This is a genomic window from Flavobacterium sp. (genome assembly GCF_049590715.1).
Taxonomy (GTDB): Bacteria; Bacteroidota; Bacteroidia; order Flavobacteriales; family Flavobacteriaceae; genus Flavobacterium.
Map to the genome: position 1 here is coordinate 1 of NZ_JBAWDL010000142.1, position 19,425 is coordinate 19,425.

The following is a 19,425-nucleotide window of genomic DNA, read 5'->3' on the forward strand; positions in this document are numbered from 1 at the left end:
ATACTGTTGCGCAAAAAGCAAGAGCTATCGCCTTAAATGTTTCGGAGAAATTCAATCATGTGGGATTATTAGCGGTGGAAATGTTCCAAACCGAAAACGATGAAATCATTGTAAACGAAGTTGCTCCTCGTCCACACAACTCGGGTCATTATTCTATTGAAGCCAGTTATACATCTCAATTTGAGAATCATTTACGTGCGGTATTAGATTTACCTTTAGGAAATACCGATAGTAAAGTTGCTGGAATTATGGTCAACTTAGTAGGTGCCGAAGGATTTTCTGGAAATGTGGTTTATGAAAACATCGAAACCATTTTAGGATGGAACGGTGTTACACCACATATTTACGGAAAAAAACAAACTCGTCCTTTTAGAAAAATGGGACACGTAACCATCGTAAACGAAGACATCAAAGAAGCAAGAAGAATTGCTGAGGATGTGAAGAATACTATTAGAGTGATTAGTTAATTTGAAAATATAACAATTTGAAAATTTGAAAATAAAAAGAGCGATCTTTCAATTTTTAAATCTTTCAATTTTTAAATAAAATAAAAAACATGAGCAAAGTAGCCGTAATCATGGGAAGCATCTCAGATATGCCCGTAATGCAAGATGCCATCGATATATTAAAAGAATTTGGAATCGAAACAGAAGTAGATATTGTTTCTGCTCATAGAACTCCAGAGAAATTATTTGATTTCAGTAATAATGCACACTCACGTGGTATATCCGTAATTATTGCTGGGGCCGGTGGGGCAGCACATTTACCTGGAATGGTTGCTTCAATGTCGCCACTTCCTGTAATTGGAGTTCCTGTAAAATCAAGTAATTCTATTGATGGATGGGATTCGGTTTTGTCTATTTTACAAATGCCAGGTGGCGTTCCTGTTGCTACTGTAGCACTTAACGGTGCAAAAAACGCTGGAATCTTAGCTGCTCAAATTATCGGAAGTAGTAATAAAGAAATACTTGATCGCATAATTGCTTATAAATTAGAATTGAAAGAAGCAGTGATAAAGGCTTCGGCTTCACTGAAAAATTAATCTTTACTAAAAAACAGGTACGGACAGGTCGCGACCTGTCCCTACAGCAAAAACATAAAAATGAATATCCTAACCCAACATTTTGATACAAAGCACAATACAGCTCCTTTTTCTCAAATAAAAAACGAAGATTATTCACCCGCTATTCAAGAAGGAATTGCTTTGGCGAAAGCCGAAATTGAAGCTATAGCAAATAATCCCGATACCCCTACATTTGAAAACACTATTGTAGCCATGGATTATAGCGGTGATATTTTAGATCGTGCATCAAGTATCTTCTTCAATTTGAATTCGGCTGAAACCAATGACGAAATGCAAAAAATCGCTCAGGAAGTTTCGCCTTTATTATCGGAATTTGGTAATGATATTCGTCTCAATCCTGAATTGTTTGCTCGTGTAAAAGCAGTTTACGACTCAAGAGAAGCGTTAAAACTGACACCTGAACAAAGCACATTATTAGATAAAAAATACAAGAGCTTTTCTCGAAACGGAGCCAACTTACCCGAAGACAAGAAAAAACAACTGCGCGAAATCGACAAAGAGTTATCTAAGTTGAGTTTGCAATTTGGTGAAAATATTTTGGCTGAAACCAATGCGTTCGAAATGCATTTGACTGATGAAAAAGATCTTGCTGGTTTACCCGAAGGCACTATCGAAGCCGCTCGCTCTTTGGCAAAAGCCCAAGACAAAGAAGGCTGGATTTTCACGTTGGATCACCCGAGTTATATTCCGTTTATGACGTATGCTGATAATCGTGAATTGCGTAAAAAACTAGCGATTGCTTTTGGTGCGAGAGGATTTCAAAATAACGAATTTGACAATCAAGAAATAGTTTTAAAAATTGCCAAATTGCGTTTTGAACGTGCACAACTATTAGGTTATGCTACTCACGCACACTTTGTATTGGAAGAACGTATGGCTGAAAGTCCTGAAAAAGTACTTTCGTTCTCTCATAATTTATTGGCCAAAGCCAAACCAGCCGCTCAAAAAGAGTTCGCAGAGTTGTCGGCTTTCGCCAAAGAAATAGATGGACTCGAAACTTTAGAAAAATGGGATGGCGGGTATTATTCTGAAAAATTAAAACAAAAATTATTTGATTTTGATGATGAAAAACTAAAACCTTATTTCCAGTTAGAAAAAGTTTTAAATGGTGCTTTTACAATTGCTCAAAAATTATACGGACTGACTTTTACCGAAGTATTTGACATTGACAAATACCATCCAGAAGTAATGACGTATGAAGTAACCGACAAAAACAAAGACTTAGTCGCTATTTTCTATGCCGACTTTTTCCCTCGAAAAGGAAAACGAAATGGCGCTTGGATGACTTCGTTCAAATCGCAATATATTAAAGATGATGTTAACGAAAGACCACACATTTCGAATGTTTGTAATTTTACACCACCAACAGAAAGCAAACCATCTTTATTAACTTTTAACGAGGTGACCACTTTATTTCATGAATTTGGACACGGATTGCACGGCATGCTAGCTAACACAACATACCCAAGTTTATCAGGAACTTCGGTATATTGGGATTTTGTTGAGTTGCCAAGTCAAGTAATGGAAAATTGGTGCTACGAGCCTGAAGCTTTGGCATTGTTCGCCACACACTACCAAACTGGAGAAATGATTCCGATGGAATATGTACAAAAAATCAAAGAAAGCGCGAGTTTTCAAGAAGGACTGGCAACGATGCGTCAGTTGAGTTTTGGTTTGTTAGACATGGGATGGCATGGTCAAGATCCAACAGCAATCACAGATGTAAAAACTTTCGAAACAGAACAATTCGCAGCCACACAATTATACCCAGATGTAGCCAAAAATGCGATGAGTACGGCTTTTTCACATATCTTTCAAGGGGGTTATTCCTCAGGATATTATAGTTACAAATGGGCAGAAGTCCTAGATGCTGATGCTTTTGCATACTTCCAAGAAAAAGGAATTTTCAATAAAGAAGTAGCTACTAAGTTTAAAGAAAATGTTCTTTCTAAAGGAGGAACGGAACATCCGATGACGTTGTACAAACGCTTTAGAGGTCAAGAACCAAAACCTGATGCTTTGTTGAAAAGAGCGGGGTTATTGTAAGTTTCTGATTTTTGATTTATAACCGAAGTAGAGATACTTCGGTTTTTTTATGCATAAATAATCCGCTACAAAAACAAATTAACCCTTCTATTACTTTCAATATAATAGAGAATACTTGATAAAGAAATGGTTTGTCTAGTTTAAATCCAGTCAGTAAAAACATATTTAAAATAACTAAAATTTAAGTTTGCTCCTTATAAATGTTATTTAGAAAATAACTATTTATTAACGTTCAAGGAACTATTTAAAAATTAAAAACCTTAATAATGAGGTAAAAAAGAGCAATAAAGAGATAAATATCCCAAATTTTATCTTAATTATTGTCCTTAAATTGCATTTTATTAAGAGTTTTTTAAGAATTATTAAAATTCTATCTAATTAACAACGAAATTAACAACTAAAAATTAACCCGTATGAAACAAAACAACCTAAAAAAATTATTGTTTTTAGGAGTATTACTTCTTCTTAGTAATTTTTCCTGGTCACAAGAAGTAAAAGTAGAACTAACGTTCACTTACCTAAACTCTGTCACTAAGACTTTCACAGTTGCTGACTTAAAAGTAATTGATCTCCCATCAGGGTCATCAGCTGCTTGGTATGATGTACTTACTGGCGGAAGTGCTTTATTATCAACAACCCCTCTTCAAACCGGGAAAACTTATTATCTAGAAACCTCTCCCAAAGCTCGAATTCAAACTAGATTAAAAACTATTGTTTATGAAATTTCACCAACTATTTCTGCAGACAAACCAAACACTGTTTGTACAGGAGATGTAGTAAAAATATCGGCTAACAATATTCTTTCTGAAGAACAATTTACCGCAGAAAACACAAATGGTAGTGGTTTAAACTTAACCAAAGTAACACAATATGGAAATTCTACCTATTACATAAAACCGACAGCAATGACTTGGGAAGATGCCAATACACTTATTAGCAGTATCCCAGGAGCTTCTATGTACATAGTAGACAGTCAAGCTGAAGAAACTGCTGTTTATAGTGGATTACAAAGCAAAGGTTTTACAGGAAATGATAATATCGCTCTTTGGCTAGGATTAAAACAATATGAAGATGCATTTAGTTATTCTGAAGCAAAAGACACTTATGGTGGATGGTATTGGATTAATGGAGCTAGAGTTACTGACTCATACATGAACTGGTCAGCCGGCGAACCTAACAATTATACCCCAAATCCTGGAGTACCGCCTGGATGGTTGTTATATCAATTTAGCCCTACAAACATAGAAGCATATGCTCAATTTGAGTTTCAAAATAGAGGTTCCCAATGGAATGATGCAGGGAATACAAATGTACATGAATCGTACCCTATTTTTGAATTTACAGCCACAACGGGTCTTCAATGGTATAAATTAAATACAACGACTAATTTATACGAAATAATCCCAGGAGAAACGAAAGGAGATTTAACAATAACTGCATCGGCTGGTAGTCAAAAATACAGATTAGACATGCTTACGAATGGAATAACTTTACCATTATTTTATGAAGTTATTGCAGACGCTATTCCTACAACTCCTACTGGAAATGCTATACAAAATTTCTGTTCGACAGAAAATCCAACTGTTGGAAATTTACAAGTAGTTGGCACTAATGTTTCATGGTATAGTACGGAAATTGGAACAACTCCTTTGATTGCTTCCACAGCGTTGGCAAGTGGTGAATATTGGGCAGAAGCAAAATCAACAAATGGCTGTCCAAGTCCTGCTCGTTTAAAAGTAACAGTTAATTTGACAACTACACCTACAATAACATCAACTACTCAAGTTGCTGACTGTACTCCAAATTCGGCGACACTTAATGCAGTCGCTTCAGCTGGAACTATAAACTGGTATAATGCTATAACTGGAGGAAATTTAATAGGTACTGGAACATCAATTACTGTAAGCATTAGCGCTTCAACAGACTATTACGTAGATGCAACTCTATCTGGATGTACTAGTGTTTCAAGAACTAAAATTACTGCTGTACCAAATTCTATTCCTACCATTACCTCTACTAACGACGCATCAACTTGTGGCCCAGGTACAGTAACTTTAGAAGCAAACGCTTCAACTGGTACGATAAACTGGTACGACGCATTAACTGGAGGAAATTTAGTGGGAACGGGGACATCATTAGTAATTCCTAACTTGACGGCTACAACTACTTATTATGTAGATGCCTCTTTATCAAGTTGTACTAGTTCACCACGAAATATGGTAACTGCAACTTATAAAGATCCCGCTGGATTAGTAACGATACCAAAACCAACAATGGAATTTTGTCCATTAAAAAACATTCCAGTCCTTAATGACTTAACTGTCACAACAACTACAGGAAGTACTATTAATTGGTATGAATCTGAAACATCAATCACAGCGTTAGCTCCAACTTCTGAGCTAAAAACAAATGAAACGTATTGGGCAGGAAGCATTAATGATATTTCAGGTTGTGAAAGCACTTCAAGAAAAGCTATTACAGTAGTTTTTAAATGTCCTGAAGACATTATTTACACTGGATTCTCCCCTAATGATGATGGCGTAAACGACACTTATTCTACATCATATATCAAAAATTTATACCCTAATTTTAATATCAAAATATTTAACAGATGGGGAAGAATCGTTTACAAAGGAGATGCAAATACCCCTGAATGGAATGGTGAGAATGATGGTAAAGGGGAGTTAGTTCCCGTTGGCGTTTATTACTATCTGATTACATTCAATATAGAAGGTAAAAAACCTGCTCAAGGAGAAATATACCTAAGCAGATAATTTAAAATTAAGAATTACTAAATCTTACGATGTAAATGAAAAATAAAATAATCTTGACACTATTAGTTGTTGGTTTTTCTATTAATATAAAAGCGCAACAAACCCCACAATTTACTCAATATATGTATAATATGAGTATTGTGAATCCTGCATACACTACAGGACAAACAGAAGCAATCAACTTTGGATTAATACACAGAAGGCAATGGACCGAAATTAATGGCCCACAAACCACCGCATTTTTTGCTCACAAAGCTTTCACAGATAATGTTGAAGCGGGAATATCTTTCACAAATGATAAAGTTGGAAATTTTTTAAACTCAAAAAATATAAATGCTGATTATGCCTATAAATTGAATTTAGGAAATCAAAGAAGCCTATCTTTTGGATTAAAAGCAGGTGTTAATATCTATGATACAGACTTTAGTTCTGTAAAATTAGAATCTGCTACACCTGATAAATCATTTGAAAATGATATTTCTAAGGCCTTTATAAACTTTGGACTAGGTGCTTATTATAACACCGAAAAATTCTACGCGGGATTATCATTAGCCAACTTATTAAACCCACAGCACATCGATGTTAGTAACGGAAAGTATGTAGGGAGAGAAAATATGATTTCTTATTTGACAGCCGGCTATGTAGTAGATCTAAGTGATCAATTTAAGCTAAAACCTGCCTTTATGGCTAAATATGTTCAAGGTGCACCAATAGCTGTAGATGCTACCGCAAATGTATTATACAACAATCGAATTGAATTAGGCGTAGGTTATCGCTTAGAAGAATCAATTAGTGGACTACTAAATATTAGAGTAACTCCAGAATTAAGAATTGGATATGCGTATGATCGTATCACGAATAATTTGAATGCTGTTACTTCAGCATCTCATGAATTTATTCTTTTATACGACTTAGGAACATTATTCAATAGAGGGTACGACAAATCTCCAAGATTCTTTTAATAAAAACACATGACAATGAAAAAAATTGTAACTATATTGTTGACTCTTGTAGTATTTACAACACTTACTCGAGCACAAAACTTAAAAAAGGTTGATCATTTATTAAACCAAAAAGACTATACTAATGCGATTCCTGAACTTTTAAAAATAGAACCTAAATCACAAGAGGTTTTAGAGAAACTAGGGGACTCTTATTACAACACAAAAGATCTACCCGAAGCAAAAAAATGGTATGCTACTTTAGTGAAAAATTATGGCAAAAAAGTAAGTGCTGATTATTTATTCAAATACAACCAAACCTTGAGAGGTACAGGAGATTATGCAAATGCAGATCTATACTTCGAAAAGGCTACTGGTAAAAAAATAAATACTGTTGATTATTTTAAAAACTTAAAAAACAACAGCAACATTACTTCTAAAATCGAAAAGATAACGGCTAGTTCAACAACATCTGATTTTGCACCAAGTTTTTATGGAGATAGTCTTGTTTTTGCTTCATCACGTGGTGATGGGAAAATTTACAAATGGAATAACCAACCCTATCTAGATCTTTATGTGGGTACGATCCAAAATAATGGAGATGTGCAGTCAGCGAAAGCTTTTTCAAAAAGTCTTAACTCTGATATCCACGAAGCAAATACGTCATTTAGTAAAGATGGCAAAACCGTTTATTTCACTAGAAACAACAACGTAAACGGTAAAAAGAAAAAGGATGACGATAAAATCACACAAATGAAAATTTACAAAGCGACATTAAACAATGGCGCATGGGGAAACATCAGTGAACTACCTTTTAACGGGGATGATTATTCTGTAGCTCATCCCTCATTAAGTGCTGATGGTACTCAATTGTATTTTGCTTCTGACATGCCTGGATCAATAGGAAACACGGACATATATGTTGTTTCAGTTAATTCTGATGGAACTTATGGTAAACCTAAAAATTTAGGAACTACTATAAACACCAATAGAGCGGAACAATTCCCTTTTATTAGTAATGACAATACTTTATATTTTGCTTCCGAAGGACTTTTAGGATTGGGTGGTTTTGATATTTTCGAAAGTAAATTAACTAATAACACTTTTTCAACACCGCAAAATTTAGGGGATGTAATTAATAGTAAATCTGATGATTTTTCTTTCATCATCAATGGAGATAAAACATTAGGTTATTTTGCTTCAAACAGAGAAGGTGCATTGGTTGATAACATTTATCGCTTTAGCAACACCATTATAAAATCATTTATAAATGGAACTATTGTCGATTCAAGTACAAATCAACCTATTTCAGGAGCTTCAGTTTCTTTGACTAACAGTTCTAATCTTTCAGAAAAAATCACTGTAGGTAACGATGGTAGATATTCATTCGAAATCAAACCAGGAACAACATACACAATTGTAGCTAATAACGACCAATACACTGCCAACAGCAGCAACTTCTTAGCTAGTGAAACCGATTTGAAAAAAGACATTCCTTTAGTGAAAAATACTCCAAAAAAACCAGTACTTGAACCGGTTTATTTTGATTTTAATCAATCTAAAATTGATGATGGAAATAAAAATAGTCTAGATTCTTCTATTACTATTATTAATGCAAATCCCAATATGAGTCTTCAAATTGATGCTTATACAGATGCTATTGGTACATCTCCATACAATTTGAAACTATCCGAAGACCGTGCTACTGCTGTTATAAAGTACTTGACATCTAAAGGAATTCCAGTTGAAAAAATGGAATACATCGCTCACGGAAAGTCTAAAGCAGTAATTAACTGTGGTAACTCTGAGGAATGTATAAAAGCTAGTGCTAAAGAAAGAAAATGTGAATTAGAACTTATCAAAAAGTAATACTAATTTAAGCCATTGGGTGTAATAGTTATTTATAGTTAAACTGTACAACTGTTACCATATTGAGCTTGTCAAAATGAAACCCATAAGAAGTCTTAGGCAGTCTAAGACTGACATTGTTAATTTAATTAACTTTAAATTTCAGTAGGTTTTCGTTGCATCCAACGAATTAATATATATTCCCTTTTAAACCGAAGTAGCAATACTTCGGTTTTTTATTTTAAATAACTTTTTACAGTAATACTATTTCTATAAATTTGAACAAGAAAAATTAGAATGGATATCAAAGGAATAAAAAAATACATCAAAACACATAGCAATCCTAATTCAAGGAGTAATTCACATTATGTATATCCAATAATTACTGAATATTCTACTACTAAATTTGAGCTTAAATGTGTAGGAACTAGTGATCAAGATTACATTATTAAAATAAGCTTAGAAAATGATGAGATAAGCACTTCATGTACTTGTCCATACAAAAAGACCTATCCTGGTATTTGCAAACATATAATTGCCTCTTTAAAAATAATTATAGAAGATTACAATGGTGCTATTCCAACAATAATTCCTGAGAAAGACAAAAACTACACTCTATTTGAAGAACTTCCTCTTGAAACTGTAAACAAAATCGAAAAACTAAAACCGAACCAAGCCAAATTAATCGATGGTATTATAACATTAAACACTATTAATTATTGGACTGTTATCCAAAAATATCATAGATACAATTATGATGAATATAAAATAATTGCAGTCTCACAAACGGAGGTAATAACAAAAGTCTCTGGTTGGAACACATACCAACAATCATTTAAATACAATCCAGAAACCGAAATTTTAGAATGTGAATGTAGTTGTACAAAGGCAAAAAAACCGTGTGAACACACAAGCAATGCACTAGAGGAAATTGTATATGTCTTTGGCGAAAATTTGTTTACTCAAAATTATATCGAAGAAAAAACAAAAGATGCCATTGCTAAATATGGCTTCAATACTGATGATGACTATAATAGTCTTTTTACTTTTAAATTCTCTACTAAAGGTTTTGAAGCCACACCAAAAGCCAAGAACATTACAACTGATTCTAGAGATTACTCAAAAATATTCAAGACAGATGAGGTAGAAACCACCATAAATTTACCTACTTTAAACAATAAAGATAATGATTTTGGTTTGGGAGTTTGTTTTGAATTTGAAAGAAAAAAATTCCAAGAACTAATTCTCTTTCAAGCCAAATACAATAAAACCAAAACTGATTTTTCATCTTCTATTACAAGAATAAACACTTATAATTTTGAGGATGCTTTGATGTTTTACAACTCGGATGAAGAGCAAAGTTTGATAGTGAAAACGATGCAGGTCAACACAACATTATCCAAATATAAATCTACCAAAGAGGTAACTTATTTAAAAAAAGCTATCGCATCTGCACAAGAACTTGTGACTGTTTTGCAAAACAATTTCAGCTACACTTATGATGGAAATCAAAACCTTGTTCGCAAAAATTTAACTCCTTGTGTTTATGACAATAAAACGATAAAGTTATTTTTTACAATAAGCGAAACGGCTTATTTCTATACCTTAAAAGCAAAAGTATCACTAAATGAAAAGAACTATAATTTAGACAGTAATACAATACAAATTACGCCATTGTTCATTTTTGTAGATGGAGTAATACTTCCTATAAATGATGCAAAACTTTCCATTTACCTCAACCATTTTATTAATTATGCGGAAATTAACTACCTAAAAAAAGACACTCCTGATTTTTTTGAAAAAATAGTAAAACCATTGTCTGAAAAATTTGAAATTCAATCGGCACTTTTCAAAAAAAGCAAATCAAAAACAGCCGAAATAGATATTGAAAAACACGTTTACATTACTGATTTTGAAGGACAATACATTGTTTTCAAACCTGCTGTTCAATATCCAAGTCAGCTAGTTCCAGTTTTTTCTAATGAAATGCTTCTCGAAAATTCTAAAGATAAAAACAACAAGAAAAGCATTTTATATAAAGAACGAAATCAATCCTTTGAAGATAATTTCATAGAAGAATTTAGAGGACTACACCCTGCATTTGCAGAGCAAGACGAATTCTTTTTTCTAACTCCAGAACAATTGATGGAAAATTATTGGATGCTACATGCTACCGATAGAATGCATCAACAGGAAATGAAGGTTTTTGGAGCAAACAATCTAAAATCATTCAAATTTAACATCAATAAGCCCATAATTAAAGTTGGCTTAAAATCAGATATTGATTGGTTTGATTTGGAAATTGACATTAGTTTTGGTAATCAAAAAGTAGGATTGAAAGACCTTCAAAAAGCTTTTCTAAAGAAAACCAATTTTGTTGCACTTGGAGATGGAACACTTGGAATTCTGCCAGAAGAATGGATGAAAAAATTCTCTAATTATTTCAAAGTTGGAGAAATTAAGAAAGATGGCATCAAACTTTCAAATTATCAATTTGGAATTATTGATGAGCTTTTCGAAGAGATGGAGAAAAAGCCGCCTTTTTTAGTCGAATTATTAGAAAAGAAGAAACGCTTACAAAATATTTCGAATATTGAAGAAGTTGCAATTCCAAAAGGCATCAAAGCCAAATTAAGAGATTACCAACACCACGGTTTAAATTGGCTTGCGTTCTTAGATAAAAATCAATTGGGTGGTTGCTTGGCAGATGATATGGGACTGGGAAAAACATTGCAAGCGATCACGTTTTTACAATATTTAAAACTAAAAGATAAAAATTGCTTGCCTTCTTTAATTATCGCACCAACTTCTTTAATTTTTAACTGGAAAAACGAAATCGCTAAATTTTGCCCTACGCTGAAAATGTTGGCTTTTGTAGGTTCAAATCGTATGGACAATAAAGACGATTTCTCAAAATATGACTTGATTATTTCTACTTACGGTTCGTTATTAAATGATGTGGAGTTCATGAAAGATTTCAAGTTCAATTATATTATTTTGGACGAGAGTCAAGCTATAAAAAATCCAAATTCTAAACGTTACAAAGCGGTTGGTTTATTAAATTCATACAACCGATTAGTACTTACAGGAACACCTATAGAGAATAACACCTTTGATTTGTACGCTCAAATGAATTTCATTAATCCAGGTTTATTGGGTAATATGACTCATTTTAAAACGGAATTTTCCGATGCTATTGATAAAGAAAAGAATCATGAAGCCTCCCATTTGTTGAGTAAAATGATTGCTCCTTTCTTACTACGAAGAACCAAAGAACAAGTCGCCAAAGAACTTCCCGAGAAAACAGAAAGTATTATTTATTGCGAAATGGGCAATGAACAGCGCAAAGTTTATGATAGTTTTAAAAATAAATATCGAGATTACCTCATTAATAAAATAGACGAAAACGGCGTAGAAAATGCCCAAATGTATATTTTAGAAGGATTGACAAAATTGAGGCAAATATGCAATTCTCCTGCCTTAATTTCGGATGAAGAAGATTACGGAAATCAATCTGTAAAACTAGATTTATTGATTGAAAACATCAAAGAGAAAACTGGAAATCATAAAATATTGGTTTTTTCTCAATTTGTAAAAATGCTTCAACTCATTAAAAGTAGATTAGACAATGAAGAGATTCATTACGAATACCTTGACGGACAAACAACCAACAGGGAAGAAAAAGTAAACAATTTTCAGAATAACGCAGCCATTCGTGTCTTTTTAATAAGTCTAAAAGCTGGAGGAACAGGGCTCAATTTAACCGAAGCCGATTATGTTTTCCTAGTCGATCCTTGGTGGAATCCCGCTGTAGAAAATCAAGCCATTGACCGTTGTTACCGTATTGGACAAAAACAAAAAGTGATGGCCTATCGCATGATTTGCAAAGACACAATCGAAGAAAAAATAGCTTTGCTACAAGGCAAGAAGAAAGCCGTTGCCACATGTATTATTACTGTCGATGAAGAGAAAAAATCTTTTGATGTGGATCAAGTAAAATCATTTTTTTCATAAATTGATAAAACCGAAGTATGTCTACTTCGGTTTTTTTTTAATGAAGAAATTTTATCTTATTAGCTTATGTATTTTTATTAAATTCATCTACATGCCTTCTTGACCAGAATGCTTCATCTTTAAAACGTTTTTCTTGATTATAAAAAATGTTTTTATGTTTCATATAATGCTCCCATACTTGATTAATTTGTTGGGAATAAATTTCATAAAACACCCTGTTTTTAGATTCCGTTGGTTCTTTCACTAGGTTTAGTGCCAATAATAATTCTGTAAGTTGCATTGCATTGGCCATCGCATTAAACATGCCTTGTGATGAAAGAGGATCAAAACTAACAGCCGCATCACCCAAAGCAACCCACTGTTTCCCTGTCACTTGATTTAACTTACTCGAATTAGCGGCAACAGTACCATGAAATTGAATTTCACTTGTGTTTTTCTCCAAAAACCTCTCCATTTCTGGATTCTTTTTGGCCGATTCTATAAACAAATCTAACTCTTTGACTGTAGCTCTTTCAATTAGATCTGAATCCGTTTGAAAAGCAATAATTCGTTTATTATTAGGTAGTGGAGCACTGTACCACCAACCCAGTTTTGATGTTGAAATGGTACTCATGCTGTTTAACTCAGCGTTTTTCATCGTTATCCAACATGCAATGAGTTTATCAAAATGATTGCGAACTACTCCCTGTGTCCTAGCAAAATGGGACTGCCTACCACTAGCGTCAATTACAAATTTAGCATTAATCGTATGGCTCTCTGTTTGCAAATTCTGATCAATCTTTTTAGTTCTGATTATCCAATTTTCATCATCAAACCGACTCTCTTGTAGTTTTGCAGGCCATATGCATTGCACACCGCGTTTTGCTGCTGAAAACCTAAGAAAATCTTCAAAAGCTTTTCTATTTAGGTGCCAACCAAACCCATCAGGATTACGCAAGGGATCTACAATATGAACTTGGCTACTCCCCCAATACGATTGTGTTCCTCTATTTTTTATATGAAGATTACCATTCTCATGATCCCATTCATTTATTGAAATACTACTCTCAAATTCTTCCAACAGATTGAGCTTTTTTAAAATTCTACGAGCCGCAGGTGCTAAACATTCACCAATGCGATCCACAGGACTTTCTAATTTATCAATAAGGACAACTCGATGCGATTGGGCAAGGGAAATAGCGGCTATACAACCCGCTATCCCTGCACCAATAATAACAATTTCAGTTTCAATAGTAGTATTCAACATTTTCTTATTTAGGAATAAATCTTGAGAATCGACCTAATTGTTCAGGAATACCAGTAGATACACCTTGAACTTTATTAATCCCTTTTATTAGTTTATTTTTCTTAGATTTTTTAGAAGCTAAAAGATTTAATAGCCTTTGTACACTAGGCGTTCTCTCTAAATCATCCGTTAATTCCACTTCTAATAAGGAAATTAATTCATCATGTGAATGACTTTCTAGCTCCTCTTCTGTTAACATTCTTTTTGTTGACAAATGATCAATACTACTGTTTAAAAGATTTTTTAAACTTGGATTCCAACCTTGTTTTTTGCTAAATAAGGTATCCAAATCTTCTTTTACTAGTTTAAATAACTCATGTTCTTGTTCGGCACTTGGCACAATACCCACCTGCATTTTGGCTGGAAAGTCCCCATCATTTGGCGTCCCCAAACGGGATTGAACAATGGCTAACTTATCAAAATACTTAACCATACTGTTTATCTGATTGGTATAACTAGCGTCTTGTCCGTCAAGAGGCAAATCAACAAGCCATTCTGTTCTATAAGCAAAAGCCTGTTTACGTGTCTCTTCTGACAACTCAGGATTTATCGCTTCTTTATAACGTTCTTCATCCAAAATATTATTAGGCACTCTGGCAGGCCAAAAGGTAGGTACATAAGGATCATAATCCGAAGTATAGCCATCCCTACAACTAGCCGTATCTGTTTGCCAAGGAATAGCCATCCATCTCGTAACACCTCCAGCAACTTGACCTCCTAAAATAGGACCTTTAGCCAATGTTAAAACATCACTATTCATTTCAGCCCCATAATAAAATGAATTTACTGGTGGCGTTTTAGGAGCGTGCTTCAATCTAAATGCTGCCATATACATTCCCGAAGAACGCATAGGCCAAGTCATTTCACAACCAGGATGAAAAGCATCTGCTAGACAAAATTCCATAGCAGCCTTAGTCAACATATCGGGTTGTTCTGCAACTGGCAAACGATCAATAGTAATTGGTGGCGGAGTATGAGGACAGCCTGTTTTATCTATAAAATCGGCATCAAAATCTCCTTTTACCCATTGGTCTAAAAAGGACAATTGCAAATTAGACAACGTAGCATGTTGGCGAACGGAACCTTGTGATGGTATGCTGATTGCATCTCCATACATCCAAGGCCAAAGTTGTGGAGCTTCAGCACCTGAAACATTGTAACGACGGAAATTATTAGAAATCGTACGGCGCATTTCTAAATTGGCAGGTGAAGGATCATTTAATTTTTTTATCCATTCTGTAGTTGTGTAGTTAAATTGACCTCCCCAACCAAATGCAGCCGCAAACCCAGCATTTACCCATTGCAAATTGGTCATTCTCTCAAAAATAGGTAAAATATCTTTAGAAAAAGAAGGACGTGCAGGACGTACAAGCATTCCACTTGTTACAGCAACATCTCGCATTAAATCCCACATTGTACGTACAGATTTTTGCATGGGTGCATAATCAGGTGGTGCACAAATAACCCAAGCAGGATCCACTTTTAGTTTTACACCATTGTACTCTACCTCAGCCGTTACAGGTCCATCTGAAATATCATCATACCATCCTTCGTTATTAGCAAAAGTAATAGCAATATCACCTTTGGTATTTTCAGATTTTCCACGTCCTCCTAGCATTATTAATCGTCCCTTTTCATCCGTATGCATTTCGCCTAAATATACCTCTTTTGATTGAAATTGACCAACAAAAGCATGTCCGCTATTCACGTTAGCCTTAAAAACAGTTTGATCCCCGCCATCAATTAAAAGAGTATCTCGGTCTTTGACATCTATATTTCTAAGCATAGAAGCTGGTGCATTGACAGCATCAGGAATATCTAAAGCCATTTGAAATTGGTACCATGACGATTTTTGATTAGCCAAATGGGAATGCCAAGTTATTTTAGCATTATCAAGCGTTAACTCTTTGATCGCTTTACCAGCCGCATTGAAACCATAAATTCTAAATTGTGCAGCCTGACGTTTTAGTGCACCCGTTTTGTCTCGATAAGCATAAACATCTGATTGTGGTTCTGGATCGGATACTAATGGGCCTATGAAATAGTCATTTTCACTATTTCCTACACGCATAACACCAATAGGTGGATATATACCTGCTCTAACAATACAGTCACTATTCTCATCTGTATCTCCTTCAAAGGAAGGATTGATTTCTTTCGGTTCTTGTTGTGGTTGTCCATTAGCTTGGTGACGTGCTTTTGCACTAGCGGCATAAACTACTTTTCTAGCTTCAGCAATTGACCCTAATGGTTCGTGTTCTGGCAATGTTCTCCATATATTAAAGGCCAAACTATTCCCAAATTGCTCTTGACCAATGGCACAAATATCCTGTTGTGGAAAATATAATTCGGCAATACACACATAGGGACTTTCATCTGTACTCCAAACTGCCTGTGCGTCATTAAGAGGCATTGATTTTTTATTGGTACGGGGCTGAATTTCAAAACGAAATTTCGCTGGTTTATTTCTTAATCTTTGTTGTAAATCAAGTCCTAAATAATTTACATTATCAAAAGGAGCTCCCTTATCTGTATCGGCTGGAACTAAACGATATTTAACGACATTCAAATCGCCTAATTTAAATGGTAAAATTGCCCAATAATCGGCACTCAAACAACTCGCTTCTACTTTCGACATAGCATTTAGAATACCAGCCATTTCTGGGTGCTTATTTATGTATGAATCATAATCTCTATCTACGACTCCTGCTGTTGTAAAACTGCACATTTGTTGTGCATCCCGAGCAAAAAATCGATCTATATTTTGAAAAATAAAATCTGCATTGGTTCCTTCACCAAAAAGCTTTGGTCCATCCACTCCAAAAAGTTTTAAACCAACTCCTAATGTTGAATGCAAATCAGGAGAAGTTGGAGCTGTATCACTAGAAAAACGCACAGCACAATCATATGATTTTCCCGAAAAAATACCTACTTTATATTCTGGTGCTATATCCTCATTAATTGTAAAAACACCATAAGCGATTCCGTGTTGTTTACGAAAAACAGCTCTCTCAGCTGGACTTTGACCCATTTCAATTTTTGTTTTTTGGCCCATCTCAACAAACATCTCTTTTAGACGTTGTGTTACTATTTCAGTGTTTCCTGCACTGTCCCAACATGCTATATTATTTGCAGTTGGTTTTTTTCCATCTATGGATTCACATTTTAGGTTTTCCTTTTCTTTCATACAGTTGCTATTTATAATTTCTAGTAGGTTAGTTATTACTTACACAATAGTAGTTGTTTTATTACAATAAACAATTGAATTTAAAATAACTATTATCGTTTTTATTTGAATATTTATCGTTACCAAAGAATACTATTGACTTATTTTTTATTAAAAAAGTAAGTCAATAACGACAATCCTTATTTTTTGGCACGAACAAATTTTTGAAATTGTTGAATCTTCAATAAACGTGTTTTCTCAATATGTTTCTCTTTCGCATTGTTTTCTCCTTTCAATAATTTAGGTTGTGTTGTATATAAATAAGATCCAAATACATGACTTAAATACAAAGGTGATCTTCCTTTATGAATCGTGTCAAAATTTTCAGATTGGTGACAAGTAAAACAGTTCACTAAACTAGCCGCATCAATCTTATGAATATCATTTTTAAACGTTTGTGTATAGGTTTCCATAGTAATATTAGCAAGATTTGTTGACCCTCTTACTAATGAATCAGGTAACGCACTAGTGATATCTCTTGTTACGATTGCCTTTGCTTGATTGGTTGAACTAAGTCCATCAGTATTCAACCAAATAGAGCCATTATAGAAATAATTTTTGAAAACATCAGTCAACTTAGATTCTACACATTTATTAATCGTATCAATATTATTAAAATTCATAGGTTCTGATTGGCTGGTACTCATAAAGGCATTAGTACCTGAATTTCTAGGCACACCATAGTCAAAAAGGATAAATGCTTTATTAGCTACATAAGGCTTTTTATTCTTAGAATCCCATTTAATTCCTTGTAACCCTGTAGCTGTTCCACTTTCATAAAACAATTTTTCAGCAGCTGAAGCCACTGTATTGTTCTTCCAGTCATAAACAGGAGCTATATCTCTATGCTCGAAAGTTGCCCAGATAAATTCTGGATGGTTTTTTACAACGCCTACTACATGCATCCCTAATAAGGCAACTGTTTTTATTTCATATTGTCCTTTTGCATTTTTAAAAGCGGCTTGGGTAGTAAAATACGTTGCTATTTTCTCCTTAGGAATAGCATTAACATTAATCCAAGAAACTTTTAATTCAAATGCCCCCACTGGGAAAGTCTCTAGATTAGAATACGGTAATTTACCACTGTGAATAAGAGAAGCCATCGAAATAGCTTTCTTTATAAACGCATCGTTTACGTGAATCGAATAAAACACGGTATCAGCTACGATTTGTTTATTGTTTTTTGGATTAGATACCAAAACACCATCTGACCCCGCTTGATTTATTGAGCTCAAAACCAATTTAAGCCCTAGTTGAGGACTAACAGGTTCCATCTCAGGACTAACAATATTTAATGAATCTAAAAACAACGGATTTCCATTAGCCAAAGGTTTTGTAAGCCATAGAAATTTTTGCCAAGACCACTGATGAAAAATACAATTCGTAGTACTACTGGTGTCAAACGGACTTCCATCACCTTCTTCTGGAGGTGGTGTTTGATCGTGAGGAAACCAACTGGCTTGACACTCACAAGAATCTGTAGAAACATTTTCATACTGATCTTTTAGCAATCCTTTTTCTCTGTTAAAAAACAACAACACTGCCACTATAGTAACAAGTAACAGACTAATAATAACGAGTTTTTTTTTCATTTTTTTTAAAGTTAATTAGTTGTAGAGTAATAGTATCCACCAAATTATTCGATTTAAAAAAGAGCTAAAAACAGGTCTCTGCATATGGATTTAATCCACTGAGGGCTACTTTATTTCCAGCTTCCTTATTTAAACCAAATTTCGAATTGTATTCTCCAAATCAAAACTACATTAAGTTGTTTCTATTAAGTGGGAAAATGTTATAAGATTAGATTTCTTTGACACAAAAAACATTATCCATAAACTACATTTATTCAAACCAATAAACATCAAGCATTTATTCTTTATTAAAATAAACTTTCATTTATTTTTGAAAGTTTAAAAACTTTTATATACATTTGTACTATGGAATTCAAAGAAGCAAAAAATAAGTTCATACAAACCTGGGGAGCATTAGGTTCTCAATGGGGAATTAATAAAACCATGGCACAGATTCATGCTTTATTAATGATATCTAACGAAGCTGTTTCTATGGAAGATGTAATGGAAGAATTACAAATTTCGAGAGGAAATGCCAGTATGAATTTAAGAGCTTTGATGGATTGGGGTATAGTTTACAAAGAATACAAAGCAGGGGAACGCAGAGAATTTTTCACTGCCGAAAAAGATTTAGAT

General features: G+C 34.0%; 11 protein-coding genes. 8 read left to right on the forward strand and 3 right to left on the reverse strand.

Annotated features, from left to right (window positions below; translation table 11 throughout):
- The 7 genes from WBQ70_RS06550 to WBQ70_RS06580 form a co-directional block, all read left to right on the forward strand.
- Window positions 1-467, forward strand: a 467-nt coding sequence (locus WBQ70_RS06550; RefSeq protein WP_423911978.1) for an ATP-grasp domain-containing protein, incomplete at its 5' end; no start/stop codon positions are given.
- Between the two features lie 89 nt (window positions 468-556).
- Entirely contained in the window at window positions 557-1,042 is a 486-nt protein-coding gene (gene purE, locus WBQ70_RS06555) for a 5-(carboxyamino)imidazole ribonucleotide mutase (protein WP_423911980.1), read from the forward strand.
- Window positions 1,043-1,102: 60 nt separating this feature from the next.
- Window positions 1,103-3,130 carry a M3 family metallopeptidase gene (locus WBQ70_RS06560; protein WP_423911983.1) on the forward strand — a complete coding sequence of 676 codons (2,028 nt, stop codon included), beginning with the start codon at window positions 1,103-1,105 and terminating at the stop codon, window positions 3,128-3,130.
- A gap of 413 nt (window positions 3,131-3,543) precedes the next feature.
- Window positions 3,544-5,904: a gliding motility-associated C-terminal domain-containing protein gene (locus WBQ70_RS06565; protein WP_423911985.1), complete on the forward strand. Its 2,361-nt coding sequence runs from the start codon at window positions 3,544-3,546 to the stop codon at window positions 5,902-5,904.
- A 35-nt stretch (window positions 5,905-5,939) separates the two neighbouring features.
- On the forward strand, window positions 5,940-6,866 hold the full coding sequence (locus tag WBQ70_RS06570) for a PorP/SprF family type IX secretion system membrane protein (RefSeq protein WP_423911987.1): 927 nt from the start codon (window positions 5,940-5,942) through the stop codon (window positions 6,864-6,866).
- A gap of 15 nt (window positions 6,867-6,881) precedes the next feature.
- Window positions 6,882-8,714 carry an OmpA family protein gene (locus tag WBQ70_RS06575; protein WP_423911989.1) on the forward strand — a complete coding sequence of 611 codons (1,833 nt, stop codon included), beginning with the start codon at window positions 6,882-6,884 and terminating at the stop codon, window positions 8,712-8,714.
- A gap of 276 nt (window positions 8,715-8,990) precedes the next feature.
- Window positions 8,991-12,707, forward strand: a complete 3,717-nt coding sequence (locus tag WBQ70_RS06580) for an SNF2-related protein (protein ID WP_423911991.1) — start codon at window positions 8,991-8,993, stop codon at window positions 12,705-12,707.
- 64 nt (window positions 12,708-12,771) lie between these two features.
- On the opposite strand, the gene WBQ70_RS06585 is transcribed toward WBQ70_RS06580, so the two are convergent.
- The 3 genes from WBQ70_RS06585 to WBQ70_RS06595 all read right to left on the reverse strand — a co-directional run bounded on the left by WBQ70_RS06585 (window position 12,772) and on the right by WBQ70_RS06595 (window position 18,810).
- Window positions 12,772-13,953: an NAD(P)/FAD-dependent oxidoreductase gene (locus WBQ70_RS06585; RefSeq protein ID WP_423911993.1), complete on the reverse strand. Its 1,182-nt coding sequence runs from the start codon at window positions 13,951-13,953 to the stop codon at window positions 12,772-12,774.
- A 4-nt stretch (window positions 13,954-13,957) separates the two neighbouring features.
- Entirely contained in the window at window positions 13,958-17,179 is a 3,222-nt protein-coding gene (locus tag WBQ70_RS06590; RefSeq protein ID WP_423911996.1) for a LodA/GoxA family CTQ-dependent oxidase, read from the reverse strand.
- A gap of 179 nt (window positions 17,180-17,358) precedes the next feature.
- Window positions 17,359-18,810, reverse strand: coding sequence for a hypothetical protein (locus tag WBQ70_RS06595; protein ID WP_423911999.1), 1,452 nt, complete (start codon window positions 18,808-18,810; stop codon window positions 17,359-17,361).
- Between the two features lie 345 nt (window positions 18,811-19,155).
- Between WBQ70_RS06595 and WBQ70_RS06600 the strand changes: the two genes are divergently transcribed.
- Window positions 19,156-19,425 (forward strand): GbsR/MarR family transcriptional regulator (locus WBQ70_RS06600; protein WP_423912002.1); only part of this gene is annotated, 270 nt, incomplete at its 3' end.